General features: G+C 69.7%; 14 protein-coding genes and 2 pseudogenes. 7 read left to right on the top strand and 9 right to left on the bottom strand.

Features of this window, described 5'->3' with window-relative positions; translation table 11 throughout:
• Nucleotides 1–50 precede the first annotated feature (50 nt).
• Nucleotides 51–1613, bottom strand: a complete 1563-nt coding sequence (gene norR / locus A3AG_RS0111395; RefSeq protein ID WP_026164113.1) for a nitric oxide reductase transcriptional regulator NorR — start codon at nt 1611–1613, stop codon at nt 51–53.
• 152 nt (nt 1614–1765) lie between these two features.
• Here norR and ytfE point away from each other — a divergent pair, with 152 nt between their 5' ends.
• A complete protein-coding gene (gene ytfE / locus A3AG_RS0111390; protein WP_018005518.1) occupies nt 1766–2500 on the top strand; it encodes an iron-sulfur cluster repair protein YtfE in 735 nt (244 codons plus the stop codon).
• A 34-nt stretch (nt 2501–2534) separates the two neighbouring features.
• A complete protein-coding gene (locus A3AG_RS0111385) occupies nt 2535–4823 on the top strand; it encodes a nitric-oxide reductase large subunit (protein WP_018005517.1) in 2289 nt (762 codons plus the stop codon).
• Between the two features lie 78 nt (nt 4824–4901).
• Here the strand turns inward: A3AG_RS0111385 and A3AG_RS0111380 are convergent, their stop codons facing one another.
• Nucleotides 4902–5561, bottom strand: a complete 660-nt coding sequence (locus tag A3AG_RS0111380; RefSeq protein ID WP_018005516.1) for a DsbA family oxidoreductase — start codon at nt 5559–5561, stop codon at nt 4902–4904.
• Nucleotides 5562–5701: 140 nt separating this feature from the next.
• A complete protein-coding gene (locus A3AG_RS0111375; protein ID WP_026164112.1) occupies nt 5702–6115 on the bottom strand; it encodes a hypothetical protein in 414 nt (137 codons plus the stop codon).
• Between the two features lie 174 nt (nt 6116–6289).
• Between A3AG_RS0111375 and A3AG_RS0111370 the strand changes: the two genes are divergently transcribed.
• Nucleotides 6290–6676 carry a c-type cytochrome gene (locus A3AG_RS0111370; RefSeq protein WP_018005514.1) on the top strand — a complete coding sequence of 129 codons (387 nt, stop codon included), beginning with the start codon at nt 6290–6292 and terminating at the stop codon, nt 6674–6676.
• A gap of 26 nt (nt 6677–6702) precedes the next feature.
• Here the strand turns inward: A3AG_RS0111370 and soxR are convergent, their stop codons facing one another.
• Entirely contained in the window at nt 6703–7185 is a 483-nt protein-coding gene (gene soxR, locus A3AG_RS0111365) for a redox-sensitive transcriptional activator SoxR (protein ID WP_020384450.1), read from the bottom strand.
• A gap of 178 nt (nt 7186–7363) precedes the next feature.
• Here soxR and A3AG_RS0111360 point away from each other — a divergent pair, with 178 nt between their 5' ends.
• Nucleotides 7364–7816, top strand: coding sequence for a RidA family protein (locus A3AG_RS0111360; protein ID WP_051073510.1), 453 nt, complete (start codon nt 7364–7366; stop codon nt 7814–7816).
• 25 nt (nt 7817–7841) lie between these two features.
• On the opposite strand, the gene A3AG_RS0111355 is transcribed toward A3AG_RS0111360, so the two are convergent.
• Together A3AG_RS0111355 and A3AG_RS0111350 are read right to left on the bottom strand one after the other, a co-directional pair.
• On the bottom strand, nt 7842–8228 hold the full coding sequence (locus A3AG_RS0111355; protein WP_018005511.1) for a nuclear transport factor 2 family protein: 387 nt from the start codon (nt 8226–8228) through the stop codon (nt 7842–7844).
• Nucleotides 8229–8330: 102 nt separating this feature from the next.
• Nucleotides 8331–9236 (bottom strand): LysR family transcriptional regulator, encoded by a 906-nt coding sequence (locus tag A3AG_RS0111350; RefSeq protein ID WP_018005510.1) that lies wholly within the window; start codon nt 9234–9236, stop codon nt 8331–8333.
• Between the two features lie 87 nt (nt 9237–9323).
• Between A3AG_RS0111350 and A3AG_RS0111345 the strand changes: the two genes are divergently transcribed.
• On the top strand, nt 9324–10112 hold the full coding sequence (locus A3AG_RS0111345; protein ID WP_018005509.1) for an NAD(P)H-dependent oxidoreductase: 789 nt from the start codon (nt 9324–9326) through the stop codon (nt 10110–10112).
• Nucleotides 10113–10129: 17 nt separating this feature from the next.
• On the opposite strand, the gene A3AG_RS0111340 is transcribed toward A3AG_RS0111345, so the two are convergent.
• Nucleotides 10130–11116, bottom strand: a complete 987-nt coding sequence (locus tag A3AG_RS0111340; protein ID WP_018005508.1) for a Bug family tripartite tricarboxylate transporter substrate binding protein — start codon at nt 11114–11116, stop codon at nt 10130–10132.
• A 62-nt stretch (nt 11117–11178) separates the two neighbouring features.
• Nucleotides 11179–12645, bottom strand: coding sequence for an amidase (locus A3AG_RS0111335; protein WP_018005507.1), 1467 nt, complete (start codon nt 12643–12645; stop codon nt 11179–11181).
• Between the two features lie 117 nt (nt 12646–12762).
• Here A3AG_RS0111335 and A3AG_RS31580 point away from each other — a divergent pair.
• A pseudogene (locus tag A3AG_RS31580) lies at nt 12763–13679 on the top strand (LysR family transcriptional regulator).
• Here the strand turns inward: A3AG_RS31580 and xth are convergent.
• On the bottom strand, nt 13676–14488 hold the full coding sequence (gene xth, locus A3AG_RS0111325) for an exodeoxyribonuclease III (RefSeq protein ID WP_018005506.1): 813 nt from the start codon (nt 14486–14488) through the stop codon (nt 13676–13678). The pseudogene A3AG_RS31580 and the gene xth sit on opposite strands and share 4 nt — an antisense overlap.
• Before the next feature lie 120 nt (nt 14489–14608).
• Here xth and A3AG_RS0111320 point away from each other — a divergent pair.
• Nucleotides 14609–14804, top strand: a pseudogene (locus tag A3AG_RS0111320) (ISL3 family transposase); the annotation flags it as partial.

Below are 14804 nucleotides of genomic sequence, written 5' to 3'. Positions count from 1 at the left end.
AATGGCGCGACTTGCCATGCCGCGGCTCGCGGACCCGGTCCCCGTTCTCTTCACTTGCATCCCAGCCGCCTGGCCAGCTTGTGCAGGTTGCTGGCGTCGATGCCGAGCTGGCGCGCCGCCTGCGCCCAGTTGCCGCCGTGGTCCTTCAACGCCTGCGCGATGCAGGCCCGCTGGGTTTGCTCGACGGCATCGCGCAGCGCGATGCCAGCAGGTAACGCCGGCGTGGCGGGCGGCCTGGCCGCGCCGGTGCCCTCCGGCGGCGCCGGCGGCAGCTCCAGGCCGTCGAGGTCGAGCAGTTCCGGCGCCAGCGTGACGATGTCATTGCGGCCCGCGCCGCGGCTGACCGCGCGCAGCGCGGCGCGGCTGATCACGTGTTCCAGCTCGCGCACGTTGCCAGGCCAGCGGTAGTGCCGCAGCGCCTCTTGCGCGCCGCCCGACAGCCGCAGGCTGCGCAGGCCCAGGCGGGCGCGGTTCAGCTCGAGGAAGCGCCCCGCCAGCAGCAGCACGTCGTTGCCACGCTCGCGCAGCGGCGGGATCGGGATCGGGTAGACCGACAGGCGGTGGTACAGGTCGGCGCGGAACGAGCCGTCGCGCACATGCTCGCGCAGGTTGCGGTTGGTCGCGGCGATCACGCGCACGTTGACGCGGCGCGGGCGGTCCGAGCCCAGCCGCTGGATCTCGCCGTTCTGCAGCGTGCGCAGCAGCTTGGCCTGGATCGCCAGCGGCAGCTCCCCCACCTCGTCCAGGAACAGGGTGCCGCCGTCGGCGGCCTCGAAGCGACCGGGGCGCTCGCCGGTGGCGCCGGAAAAGGCGCCGCGCGCGTGACCGAACAGCTCGCTCTCGGCCAGCGACTCGGGCAGCGCGGCGCAGTTGACATGCACCAGCGGCTGCGCGCGCCGACGCGACTGGCGGTGCAGCCGGTGCGCGAACAACTCCTTGCCGACGCCGGTCTCGCCCAGCAGCAGCACCGGCAGGTCGGTGTCGGCCACCACTTCCAGTTCATGCAGCAGGTTGGCGATGGCCTCGCTCTGGCCGATGATCTCGGCGCCGATGTCGTGCGGGGCCGCGCCTTCATCGGCATCGGGCGTGCCGCGCGCCAGCTGCAGCGCGCGAATCTCGCCCTCCAGCCGGGTGGTGCGGATGGCCGCCTCCACGATCACCGTCAGCCGCTGCAGCTCGGCCTGGGCCGCGCCGTCGAAGGTACCGACCGTGAGCGCATCCAGCGTCAGCACGCCCCACGGCTGTCCTTCCACTTCCAGTCGGGTGCCCATGCAGTCATGCACCGGCAGCGGCTCGCTCACATGCTCGTCGATCAGGCCATCGTACGGGTCCGGCAGCATGCTGTCGTGATGGAAGCAGGTCACGCCGCGGCGCGCGAGGATGGCGGCCAGGCGGGGATGCAGGCCGACCGCGAAGCGCCGGCCCAGCGCGTCGCGCACCAGGCCGTCGACCGCCAACGGACGCAGGTGGTCTTGCTCCAGCCGCAGCAGCGCCACCGCGCCGCAGCGGAAATGCGTGCGCAACGCGCTGACCAGCCGCTGCAGGCGCACCGCGTGCGGCAAGTCGATGACGAGGTCGGCCAGCAGGTCGGCATACATGGCGGCTGGAAGCATGGTGGAAAACACCGTAAAGGGTAATTAGTACCGTGGCAAGTATAGGGTAGTAAATACCCTGGCAATTCCAAGACCTTGATTTGACGCGGTTTTTTACTGGCACGCTGCTCGCGTAGGTCTGGCGGTCATCACATCCACACGGAGAAACCGCCATGACGTTGCAAGACCATTCGCTGGGCCAGCTGGCCCGCCAGATACCCGGTGCCACCCGCATCTTCCACGACCACGGGCTGGACTTCTGCTGCGGCGGCAGGCAGACCCTGCGCGACGCCGCGCAGCAGAAGGGACTCGATGCCGCCGCCGTGGCCGCCATCGCCGCGCAGCTGCGGGCGCTGCGGGACGAGGCCGATCCGTCGGCGCAGGACTGGAACGTGGCCGCAACGCCGGCGCTGATCGACCATATCCTGGCGCGCTTCCACGCCCGCCATCGCGAGCAGTTGCCGGAGCTGATCCGCCTGGCACGGCGGGTCGAGCAGGTCCACGGCGACCGGCCCGACTGCCCGCTGGGCCTGGCCGACCACCTGAGCGAGATGCTGGGCGAGCTGGAATCGCACATGCAGAAGGAAGAGCAGGTGCTGTTCCCGATGCTGCTGCGCGGCCTGCATGCCGCCGCGAGCCGCCCGATCGCGGTGATGCGCGCCGAGCACGACGACCACGGCGTGGCCCTGCAGCGGCTGGCCGAGCTGACCGACGACATCACGCTGCCGCGCGCGGCCTGCAATACCTGGCGCGCGCTCTACCTGGGCCTGCGCACGCTGCGCGAAGACCTGATGGAACACATCCACCTGGAGAACAACGTGCTGTTCGAAGGCGCGGCGGCCACCGCTTGCGCGACCGCGCCGGCACCGGCGCAGGCCAGCGGCTGCGGCTGCCCGGCGCACGCCTGAGCCCGCCCGACACCACCCTCAACGACTTCGCATCATGGGTCCCTACCGCAAACTCTGGTTCCTGCTGATCGCCGTGCTGGCGGTCACGTTCTCCCTGCTCGGCTACTACGGCGTCGAGGTGTACCGGCAGGCCCCGCCCATTCCGGCCAAGGTGGTCACGGCCGAGGGCCGCACGCTGTTCAGCGGCGACGACATCCTCGACGGCCAGACCGCATGGCAGTCCGTCGGCGGCATGCAGCTCGGCTCGATCTGGGGCCACGGCGCCTACCAGGCGCCCGACTGGACCGCCGACTGGCTGCACCGCGAACTGACCGCGTGGCTGGAGCTGGCCGCGCAAGATGGCCACGGCCGCGCCTTCGCCCGGCTCGACCCACCGGCGCAGGCCGCCCTGCGCGAGCAACTGCGCACCGAGTACCGCGGCAATGCCGCCGATCCGGACAGCAACGTGCTGACCGTGTCGACGCGCCGCGCGCAGGCCATCGCCGACACCGCCGCCTACTACGACCAGCTGTTCTCCGATGCGCCGGCGCTGCACACCACGCGCGAGCACTATGCCATGAAGGAGAACACGCTGCCGAGCGCCGCGCGCCGCCAGCAGCTGACGCACTTCTTCTTCTGGACCGCGTGGGCCGCAGCGACCGCGCGCCCGGGCCATGAGGCCACCTACACCAACAACTGGCCGCACGAGCCGCTGATCGGCAACCAGCCCACCAGCGAAAACGTGGTGTGGTCGGTGATCAGCGTGGTGGTGCTGCTCGCCGGCGTCGGCTTCCTGGTGTGGGCGTGGGCCTTCCTGCGCGGCAAGGAAGAAGCACCGCCGCAGGCGCCGGCGCGCGACCCGCTGCTGTCGGTGGCGCTGACCCCGTCGCAACGCGCGCTGGGCAAGTACCTGTTCCTGGTGGTGGCGCTGTTCGTGTTCCAGGTGTTGCTGGGTGGCTTCACCGCGCACTACACCGTCGAAGGCCAGAAGTTCTACGGCATCGACGTGTCGCAGTGGTTCCCGTACGCGCTGGTGCGCACCTGGCATATCCAGAGCGCGCTGTTCTGGATCGCCACCGGCTTCCTCGCCGCGGGCCTGTTCCTGGCGCCGCTGATCAACGGCGGCAAGGACCCGAAGTTCCAGCGCCTGGGTGTCGATGTCCTGTTCTGGGCGCTGGTGGTCGTGGTGGCGGGCTCGTTCACCGGCAACTACCTGGCGATCGCGCAGCAGCTGCCGCCGCCCCTGAACTTCTGGCTGGGCCACCAGGGCTATGAGTATGTCGACCTGGGCCGGCTGTGGCAGATCGGCAAGTTCGCCGGCATCCTGATCTGGCTGGTGCTGATGATGCGCGGCATCCTGCCGGCGCTGCGCGCGCGCGGCACGGACCGCAACCTGCTGGCGCTGCTGACCTCGTCGGTGGTGGCGATCGGCCTGTTCTACGGCGCCGGCCTGGCCTACGGCGAGCGCACCAGCCTGACGGTGATGGAGTACTGGCGCTGGTGGGTGGTGCACCTGTGGGTGGAGGGCTTTTTCGAGGTCTTCGCCACCACGGCGCTGGCCTTCATCTTCTCCACGCTGGGCCTGGTGTCGCGCCCGATGGCCACGGCGGCGAGCCTCGCGTCGGCCTCGCTGTTCATGCTGGGCGGGATTCCCGGCGCCTTCCACCACCTGTACTTTGCCGGCACCACCACGCCGGTGATGGCGGTGGGCGCCGCCTTCAGCGCGCTCGAAGTGGTGCCGCTGATCGTGCTGGGCCATGAAGCCTGGGAAAACTGGAGCCTGCAGCGGCGCGCGCCGTGGATGTCCGACCTGAAGTGGCCGCTGATGTGCTTTGTCGCGGTGGCGTTCTGGAACATGCTGGGCGCGGGCGTGTTCGGCTTCATGATCAACCCGCCGATCGCGCTGTACTACATCCAGGGTCAGAACACCACGCCGGTCCATGCCCATGCCGCGCTGTTCGGCGTCTACGGCTTCCTGGCGCTGGGCTTCACGCTGCTGGTGCTGCGCTACGTGCGCCCGGCCTGCCGGCTCAGCCCGGCGCTGATGAACACCGCGTTCTGGGGCCTGAACCTTGGCCTGGTGCTGATGATCGGCACCAGCCTGCTGCCGATCGGCATCATCCAGTTCCTGGCCAGCGTCGAGCATGGGACCTGGTATGCGCGCAGCGAAGCCTTCATGCAGCAGCCCATGCTGCAGACGCTGCGCTGGGTGCGCACCATCGGCGACGTGGTGTTTATCGTGGGGGCGGTGTCGTTCGCGTGGCAGGTGGTGCTGGGGCTGGCCCGGCGCGCGCCGCGCGCGGCCGATGCCGTCACCGTCGGGATGAAGCCCGCGGCGCGCTGAAAGATCGGGAGCGAGAGGCAGTGCTGGCCCGCCCGGGGTTCCGGGCGGGCTTTTTTTATCCTGCCGATGCGTGGCTGCTCAACCGTTCCCCCCCTGCTGCGCCTCGGCAACGATTTCCCGGATGGCCTGCTCGAAGGCCTCCACCGGCTGGCCGCCGGTCACGAGGTAGCGATCGTTGAAGATGATAGACGGCACCGAGTGGATGCCCATGCGCTGGTATTCCTCGATTTGCGCGCGCACCGCCTCGCCATAGTCGTCGCCCGCCAGCACCTTGCGCGCCGTGGCGGCATCGAGGCCGACGGACTCGGCCGCGTCGACCAGCACGTCATGGTTGCTCGGATCCTTGCCGTCCGCATGGTAGGCGCGCAGCAGCGCCTGCTTCAGCGGCAGCTGCTTGCCTTCCAGCCCGGCCCAGTGCAGCAGGCGGTGGGCGTCGAAGGTGTTGTAGACATGGGTGCGCGGGCCAAAGGCGAAGCCCACGGCGGCGCCGCGGGCGCGGATCATCGCCTGGGTTTCGGCGATCTGCGCCGGCGTGCGGCCGTACTTGCGGCCGAGATAGTCGACGATGGCCTCGCCTTCGGGGCGCATGCCGGGATTCAGCTCGAACGGATGCACCACGATCTCGGCGTCGACCGCATCGCCCACGCGCTCCAGCGCCAGCTGCAGCGATGACAGGCCGATGGCGCACCAGGGGCAGGCGATGTCGGAGACAAAGTCGATCTTCAGGGGTTGTGGCATGGCTGCTCCTGGGCATGGACGGGCGAGGCCATGGCCCCGGCCCGGATTGGAAGTTGCCGACAGGGTAGCGTGACTGGCGAATCCTTGCAGGGGCGCGTCAGCCGGTGGCCGCGCGTCCGCCCGCAGTGCCGTGGCGGCGTTCAGTCCCAGCGGCGGCCGCGGCCGTGGTCATCGTGGTCGCCATGGCGGTGCGCCCACTCGCGCCCGCGCCATTCGCGGCGGTGGTCGTGGTAGCCGTCGCGGTAGCCATCGCGGTAATCGCCGCGATAGTAGGCGCGCCGATAGCCGCGGTCATCGTCGTAGCGCACCGGCACCGGCGCCACCACCACGGGCCGCGGCGCTACCACGACCGGGCGCGGCGCGTAGGCTACCGGTGCCGGCGCATACACCGGCGCCGGCGCATAGACCGGGGCCGGATGGTAGACCGGCGCCGGCTGCGCCACCACCACGCCAGGCACGCCGATGCCGATATCGATATTCACACCGGCGTACGCACCCGCGCTGGCCACCAGCATTGCACCACCTGCTACCGCCATTGCGATGATTCGTTTCATGGCTGCCTCCCTAGGGGCGTTGGACATGGGCTCACTGTAGGGGGACGGGCTGTAATATGGGGCGCGCGAAGTGTTGCAAGTGTGACGTGGTGTAACGCCGCCCGGCGGGGCGTGCGGGCGCTGCCCTGTATCATCCCAACCCGTTGTCCAGGCATTAACCTTTCCGAGCTGCCAATGCGCCGTACCGCCGCTACCCTGCTGGCACTGACCGCCTTCACCGCCGTTCCCACCGCCGCCACCGCCACTGCCGCCGCCGATCTCCAGGCCGGCAAGGCGTTGTTTGCGACGCGCTGCGCCTCGTGCCACCACGTCGGGCGCAACGCGCGCGCGGGCTTTGGTCCGCAACTGAACGGGATTTTCGGCCGCAGGGCCGGCAGCACGACGGATTTCCAGTACTCGGACGCGATGCGCGCGTCGAAGGTGGTGTGGTCGCACGACACGCTGCGCGCCTTCGTGCGCTCGCCCGGCAAGGTGGTGCCGGGCACGAAGATGCGGTTCTGGGGGCTGGGCGACGAGCAGCAGATCACCGATCTGCTGGCGTACCTCGAGACCTTCAAGTAAGCCGGCACGGCTGCGGCCGCGCAGTCTCACTCCACAAAATGCGGCCCCGGCCCTTCGCCCGCCAGCGCATCCTGCGGATTGCGTAGCGGACACGCCTTCAGCGACAGGCATCCACAACCGATGCACCCGTCGAGCTGGTCGCGCAGTTGCGTCAGCGTGCGGATCCGTTCGTCGAGATCGTCGCGCCAGCTGGCGGAGAGCTTGCGCCAGTCGGCCACGGTGGGCGCGCGGCCATCGGGCAGCTTGCGCATGGCGTCGGCGATCACCGCCAGCGGCAGCCCCATGCGCTGCGCCACGCGAATCACCGCCAGGCGCCGCAGCACGGCGCGCGCATAGCGGCGCTGGTTGCCGCCGCTGCGGGTGCTGGCGATCAGGCCGCGGGCTTCATAGAAATGCAGGGCGGACACCGCAATGCCGGTGCGCGCCGAGACTTCACCGACGGAGAGCAGTTCTTCCGCGGGCTGGGGCCGGCGCCGGCGCGGGGCGGCGGGCGGTTGCTTGGAAGCCATGGCGAAGGGCAGGCAGTGCTGCAACGTTGGAACGCAGGAATGCCCATGCTACCACCATGGCCGCGCTTGACCTTAACCTAACTTGAGGTTTGATACTGGCGGCTCCTCTGACCGAGATGCCTTCCACAAGCCGATGACCATGTTTCCGTTCTCGCCCACGTCGCTGCGCTCGTCCGCCATGCCCGCCTTGCCAGTCGCGCCCGCCGTGCCCTTCGCCCGCCCCAATGACTCGCTGAGCCTGCTCAATCCCGATGGCCTGTATGACCCGCGCCCCAACGGCTATTCGCACGTGGCCCTGGTCGAAGGCCCGGTCCGCATCGTCTATGTCTCGGGGCAGGGTGGCGAGGACGCGGCGGGGTGCCTGCCGCTCGATTTTTCGCGCCAGGTGGCGCGCGCCATGCAGAACCTGCGCATTGCGCTGCAGGCGGCCGGTGCCGACGTCGGCGACGTGGCCAAGCTTACGGTGCTGGTGGTGGACCATTCGCACGACCGCCTGCGCACCTTCGGTGCGGCGCTGCGCGAGATGTGGGGCGACCGCCCGACGCCGGCCTGCACGCTGATCCCGGTGCCGCGGCTGGCGCTGGACAACATGCTGTTCGAGATCGAAGCGACCGCGGTGTTGCCGGCCTGAACCGCGGCAGACCGGCAGCCCGCGCTCAGCGCGCCGCGGCGCTGAAGGTCTTGTTGACGATCTTCCAGACGCCGTCGATCTCGAGCAGCGTCATGTAGTCGGTGAAGGTCACGCCCGGGTATTCCAGCACCACCTTGGCCACGCCGGCGTTGCCGACTACGTCGAACTGCGTGATCGAGCGCTTGCGCTGCGCCTCATCCGCGGCCGGATGGCCGGGACAGCGCGCCGTGGCGAATTCCTCGACCGTCAGCGAGTGCAGCTTGCCGTCGCGGAACGAGACGATGCGCGCGTCGGCGGCGAAGGCCTTGTACATGAATTCGGCCTTGCCGGTGATATGGCCATGCAGGTAGTCCTCGATCGGCGCAAGCGCGGCCACGTGGCGGGACGTCAGGCCGGTTTCCGAAAACGTCATGATCTCCTCCAAAACTGGGCGGCACGGGCTTGGCCATGCCGCAACGTTGAAAGCGCTGATTGTATTCCAGTTTTGTATGCAAAACAGCGACAGCAACGACGCTTATACCGATGTGGCGATGTGTTCACGCAGCCAGCGGTGCGCCGGATCGCGATGCACGCGCTCGGGCCACAGCATCGACATCTCGTAGCCCGGCACTTCGACCGGCGGTGCCACCGCGCGCAATGCCGGAGCGCCGCGCACCAGCCGCTCGGGCAGCATCGCCACCAGGTCGGTGGCGGCGAGCGCCGCCGTGACAAACAGGAAGTGCGGCACCGACAGCACCACGCGCCGCTGCATGCCGGCCCGGGCCAGCGCCTCGTCGGTGACGCCGTGGAAGCCGCCGCCGTCCGGCGACACGATCACGTGCTCGAGCGCGCAGAACTGCGCCAGCGTGGGGCGTCGCTTCAGCCGCGGATGGCCCGCGCGGCCGACCAGCACATAGCGCTCGGTGAACAGTGCGCGCCGGTGCAACGCCGGCGGCGAGCCGTCGGTGGTGTGGAAGGCCAGGTCCAGCTCGGCGCGCTCGGCCTGCCGGGCGATGCGCGCCGGCACCATCTCGACCACGGCCAGGCGCGCGCCGGGCGCGGACTTGCGCAGCCCCTGCAGCGCGGGCAGCACGATGGTCGATTCGCCATAGTCGGTCGCCGCCACGCGCCAGGTATGGGTCGACGTGGCGGGGTCGAACGGTGTGTCGGCGGAAACAGCCTGCGCCAGCGCGGCCAGCGCTTCGCGCAACGGCTCGCGCAGCGCCTCCGCCCTGGCGGTAGGGCGCATGCCGCGCGGCCCCGGCAGCAGCAGCGGGTCGCCGAAGTGGTCGCGCAGCCGGGCCAGGTGGACGCTGACAGAGGGCTGCGACAGATGCAGCCGCTCGGCTGCGCGCGTGACGTTGTGCTCGGACAGCAGCACGTCGAGCGTCAGCAGCAGGTTCAGGTCAAGCCGCCTGAGGCTGGTCGCGGAATTAGTCATGACAATACCTGAAATATCGGATATTCATTTCTAATATACCGGACCGCGGCCTATGCTGGCTTCACCAACACTTGTGAAGCCACCGACATGAAAGTACTGCTGGTCTATGCCCACCCCGAACCGCGCTCGCTCAACGGCGCCATCCGCGACTTTGCCGTGCAGCGTTTGCGCGACGCCGGCCACGAAGTCCAGGTTTCGGACCTGTACGCGATGCAATGGAAGCCGCAGCTGGACGCCTCGGATTCGAAGGTCCCCAAGGCCGACGCGCCGTTCCACCCGTCGCTGGACTCGAAGCATGCCTTCGACAACGGGCTGCAGAGCGATGACATCGCACGCGAGCAGGACAAGCTGCGCTGGGCCGACACCGTGATCCTGCAGTTCCCGCTGTGGTGGTTCTCGATGCCCGCCATCCTGAAGGGCTGGGTCGAGCGCGTCTATGCCTATGGCTTCGCCTACGGCCTGGGCGAGCACTCGGACCAGCGCTGGGGCGACCGCTATGGCGAAGGCACGCTCGCGGGCAAGCGCGCCATGCTGATCGTCACCGCCGGCGGCTGGGAGTCGCACTACAGCGCGCGCGGCATCAACGGCCCGATCGGCGACATCCTGTTCCCGATCCACCACGGCATCCTGCATTACCCCGGGTTTGACGTGCTGCCGCCGTACCTGGTGTACCGGACCGGCAAGGTTGATGCGGCGCGCTTTGCGCAGATTCGCGAGGAACTGGGCGAGCGGCTGGATGCACTGGAGACGACCGCGCCGATTCCGTTCCGAAGGCAGAACGGTGGCGACTACCTGATCCCGCAGCTTACGCTGCGCGAGGAAGTGGCGCCGCAAGCCGCTGGCTTCGCGGCGCATGTGGACGGCATGCGGCGCTGAGTGGCGCGCCGCACTCGCTATTCGGCGCGGATATCTGCCCGCGCCGCCACCGCCCGCATCTCCGGCAGCTCCTTCTCCACCCGCGCCTTCACCGCCGCTCCGTTGCCATAGGCCGGCGTCAACGCCAGCTCGACCATGCGCGCCTTCGTGGCCGGCGCGTTGGCGACGTCGGCCAGCGCCTTTTCCAGCTTCTGCTGCACCGGCGCGGGCAGCCCCGCGGGTGCCAGCAGCGCGAACCAGGTGCCCATCTGGAAGCCGGGATAGCCGCTTTCGGCGACGGTCGGCACCTGCGGCAAGGCCGGCAGGCGTTGCGGCGACAGCACCGCCACCGGCCGGATCTTGCCGCCCTTGATCAGCGGCAGCGTTGCCACCACGGTATCGACCGCCACCGGCACCTGGCCGCCGGTGAGCGCGGTCAGGCTGGGAGCGCTGCCGTTGAACGGTACGTGCACCATGCGGATGCCGGTGGCGGCCTTGAGCATCTCCGCGCCGAAATGCACCGACGAGCCGGCGCCGAACGAGCCATAGGAGAATTTGTCCGGGTTGGCCTTGGCTTGCGTCACCAGGTCCTTGAGCGTGGCGATCTGCGTGTCGGGGTTGGCCACCAGCACCAGGCTCATGTCGGCGATCAGGCCGAGCGGGGTAAAGCTCTTGATCGGGTCGTAGCCCAGGTGCTGGCGGATCGCCGGGTTCAGCGTCAGCGTGGTGCTGGCCGCCAGCAGCAGCGTGTAGCCGTCGGGCGCGGCCTTGGCCACCTGGGTGGCGCCGATCACGGTGCTGGCGCCGGGCTTGTTCTCGACCACCACCGACTGGCCGAGCTTTTCGCCCAGCCCGACCGCCAGCAGGCGGCCCAGCACATCGGTGGCGCCGCCGGCGGCGAAGGGCACCACCAGCCGCAGCGGGCGCTCCGGCCACGTTTGCGCCCGCGCGGCGGGCGCAGTGGTCAGCGCCGCGGCCAGGGCGGTGGCGCAGGCGAGAAACAGCTTCGGGGGCATTGCAGTCATCGTGGGCACTCCTGCGGCAGTGGTAGGAAGAAAAGGGGGTCGGTATCGATGCGCAGCCGGTCTCAGCCCAGCCAGGGGCTGCGCACGCGCGAGAAGCCGCCGGCCTGGTCGTAGGCATGGCCGAGCTGCAGCACCGCGGCGTCGGCCTGCGCCGGGCCGATGATCTGGAGGCCGGCGGGCAGGCCCTGCGGGCCGAACCCGGCGGGCGCGGCCAGCGCCGGCAGCCCGGCCATGGTGGCCGGCACCACTGCCTGCATCCAGCGGTGGTAGGTGTCCATGTCGCGGCCGTCGATGGCGTGCGGCCAATCCCAGTTGGCGTCGAACGGGAAGACCTGCGCGGCCGGCAGCACCAGGTAATCGAAGCGCTCGAACAGCGCGCGCAGCGCCTGGTACCACGCACTGCGCTCGGCCATCGCCTCGTACACGCGCGTACCCGTCAGCGCCAGCCCGCGTTCGATTTCCCAGACCGCCTCGGGCTTGAGCAGCGCGCGCCTGGCCGGGTCGTGGTACAGCGCTGCGTTGGCGCCCGCCACGGCGAAGCTGCGCAGGTCGATCCAGGCGCGCCACAGGCGTTCCAGGTCGAAATCCGGCAGCGCCGCGTCGACGACGCAACCGAGCGTGCGCAGGTGCGCCAGGGCCTGCTCGCAGGTGTCGAGCAGGCCGGCTTCGGTGGGCAGGTACCCGCCCAGGTCGCCGAGCCAGCCGATGCGCACGCCGGTCCAGTCGCGTTCGGGCGGCAGCGCAAAGGTGCCGGGCGCCTCGGCGCGGCGCGTCAGCGGCAGGCGCGCATCGAAGCCGGCCTGCACCGACAGCAGCAATGCCAGGTCCGGCACATTGCGCGCCATCGGCCCGGCCACGCTGAACTGCTGGAAGAACACTTCGTCGCCCGGGCCGTGCGGCACGCAGCCGACCGAGGTGCGCAGCCCATAGACATGGTTGAACGCCGCCGGCGTGCGCAACGAGCCCATCATGTCCGAGCCGTCGGCCACCGGCAGCATGTGCAGCGCCACCGCCACCGCGGCGCCGCCGCTGCTGCCGCCGGCGGAGCGGGTGGGATCGAAGGCGTTGCGGGTGGTGCCGTAGACCGGGTTGTAGGTGTGGCCGCCGAGGCCGAATTCCGGCGAGTTGGTGCGCCCGATGAAGACGGCGCCGCCGGCGCGCATGCGCTCGAAGATCACGGCATCGGCGTCGCTGACCTGGCCCGCGAAGATCGGCGAGCCCTTGGTGGTGACCATGCCAGCGGCCGGGCTGATGTCCTTGGGCGCCTGCGGGAAGCCGTGCAGCGGGCCGCGGCTGGCGCCGCGCGCCAGTTCGTGGTCGAGCCCGCGCGCCTGCAAGCGCAGCGTGTCGCGGTCCACCGCGGCGACGATGGCGTTGACGCGGGGGTTGTGGCGGTCGATCTGGCCGAGGAAGGCATCGAGCACTTCCACGCAGGACACGTCGCGCGCATGGATGGCGCGCGACAGCGCGACGGCATCGAGGTCGGTGATGGGATCGGTCGAGCTGGCAGGGGTCTGGGCAGGCGCCATGGCGCAGGGTCTCCGGTGAGGTATGGGAAAAGCATACGGGTCACCCGTGCTTTCCCGCAATCGACGATTTTTTCAAATATCCTTGCGTAAAACGCAAACCGGACGGAGCCCGCCCCCATGTTGTCGCATCGCCTGCAGGACACCTCGCTGCGCTATTTCCTGGAAGTGGTCCGAAGCGGCTCGCTGACCGAGGCGGCGCAACGGCTCAACGTGACCGTGTCGGCTGTGAGCCGGCAGGTCGCCGCGCTCGAGGCCCTGCTCGGCGTGCGTTGTTCGACCGCCGCCCGCGCGGCATGGTGGCCAGCGCCGCCGGCGAACTGCTGGCCGCCTACGCGCTGCGCGGCGCGCTGGAAGCCGACCGCGTGGTGTCCGAGATCGCCGCGCTGCAGGGCCTGCGCCGCGGCCGGGTGCGGGTGGCCAGTTCCGCCGGGTTTGCGATAGAGTTCCTGCCGCGCATCATCGCCGAGTTCCGCCGGCGCTATCCGGGCCTGCAGTTCCACGTGCGCGTGGCGCCGCCGGCGGATGTGACCGGGATCGTGCTGCGTGGCGACGCGGATATCGGCATCACCTACAGCCGCGCCGCCGAGCAGGGCATCCGCATCGCGCACCGGCAGGCCGCGCCGGTGATCGCGATCATGCGCCCGGACCATCCGCTGGCGCGCTTTCGCAGCGTCACGCTGGCGCAGATGCAGGCGTATCCGCTGGCGCTGCCAGAGGGCGACAACACCGTGCGGCAGCTGTTCGACCTGGCCTGCGGCGAACGCGGCATGGTGTTCGAGCCGGTATTGGTGACCAACCACTTCGAGACCCTGACCAGTTTTGTGCTGCACGGCGGCGGCCTGTCGATCTCTGGCAGCGTGACCGTGGGCGACCGCTTGCGCCGCGGCGAGTTGCATGCCGCGAGCATCCGCGAACGCGGCATGCGCGGCCGGGCGATCGAGCTGCAGACGCTGGCGGGCCGCACGCTGCCGGAGGGCGTGCGCGCCTTCCTGGGCTTTATCCGCGACAAGCTGGTGGCGGAGGCCGCGGGCTAGCCCGCCCGCTTGCGCCGCGCCGCCGGGCCGAGCACCACCCACGCCGGCGCATGGTCGCTGGGATGGTCCTCGCCGCGCACCCAGCGGTCGACGCCGGCGTCGCGCAGGCGTGGCGCCAGCTCGGCGCTCAGCAGCAGGTGGTCGATGCGCAGGCCGGAGTTGGTCTGCCAGTGCCGGCGGAAGTAGTCCCAGAAAGTGTAGATCGGCGCATCGGGATGGCGCTGGCGCAGCGCGTCGGTCCAGCCCTGCGCCAGCAGGCGCGCGTACGCCTCGCGGCTCTCCGGCTGCAGCAGGGCATCCTTGCGCCACGAGCGTGGGTTGTAGATGTCCTGGTCGGTCGGCACCACGTTGTAGTCACCGGCCAGCACCACCGGGTGGCCGCTGTCGAACAGTTCCTGCGCATGCGCGATCAGCCGCTCGAACCAGGCCAGCTTGTAGTCGAACTTGGGCCCCGGCTGCGGGTTGCCGTTCGGCAGGTAGAGGCAGCCGATCACCATCCCTGCCACCGCCGCCTCCAGGTAGCGGCTGTGGCTGTCGTCGGGGTCGCCGGGCAGGCCGCGGCGCACTTCGACCGGCTCCGTGCCGCGCGCCAGGATGGCGACGCCGTTCCAGGACTTCTGGCCATGCCAGATCGCGCCATAGCCGGCATCGCGAATTTCGCGCGCCGGAAAGCTCTCGTCGGCGGTTTTCAGTTCCTGCAGGCAGACGATGTCCGGCGCTTCGCGCGCAAGCCAGTGGCACAGCGCACCCACGCGGCTGCGGATGCCGTTGATGTTGAAGGTGGCGATCTTCAGCCTGGACGCGGGCATGCGGTGCGGGCAGTGTGGGCGGTGCGGGGATCGATAAAAAAAGGTTCTTCGAAGAATTCCGGGGCCTGATTTGCCACATTCCGTATCCTAATGGCCGTTAAGACGGTCATAGGGAACGGGATGCTGGATCGGAAGACGCTGCAGGCGTTGGGCTGCTGGGATGGCTACAAGCTGGATCTGGTGGTATGGCCAGAAGGGGAAAGCCGTACGCTGGCGCTGTACCTGAAGCCGGTCAGCAAGGTAATGTACTGCGAGGAATGCGGATCGAAGTGTCGGCAGGTCCATGAGACGGTGGTGCGGCGCGTGCGGGATCTTC

Source organism: Cupriavidus neocaledonicus (assembly GCF_000372525.1).
GTDB classification, from domain to species: Bacteria; Pseudomonadota; Gammaproteobacteria; order Burkholderiales; family Burkholderiaceae; genus Cupriavidus; species Cupriavidus neocaledonicus.
Note: the sequence above shows the minus strand (reverse complement) of the source record. Positions and strands in the feature narration are given on the sequence as shown.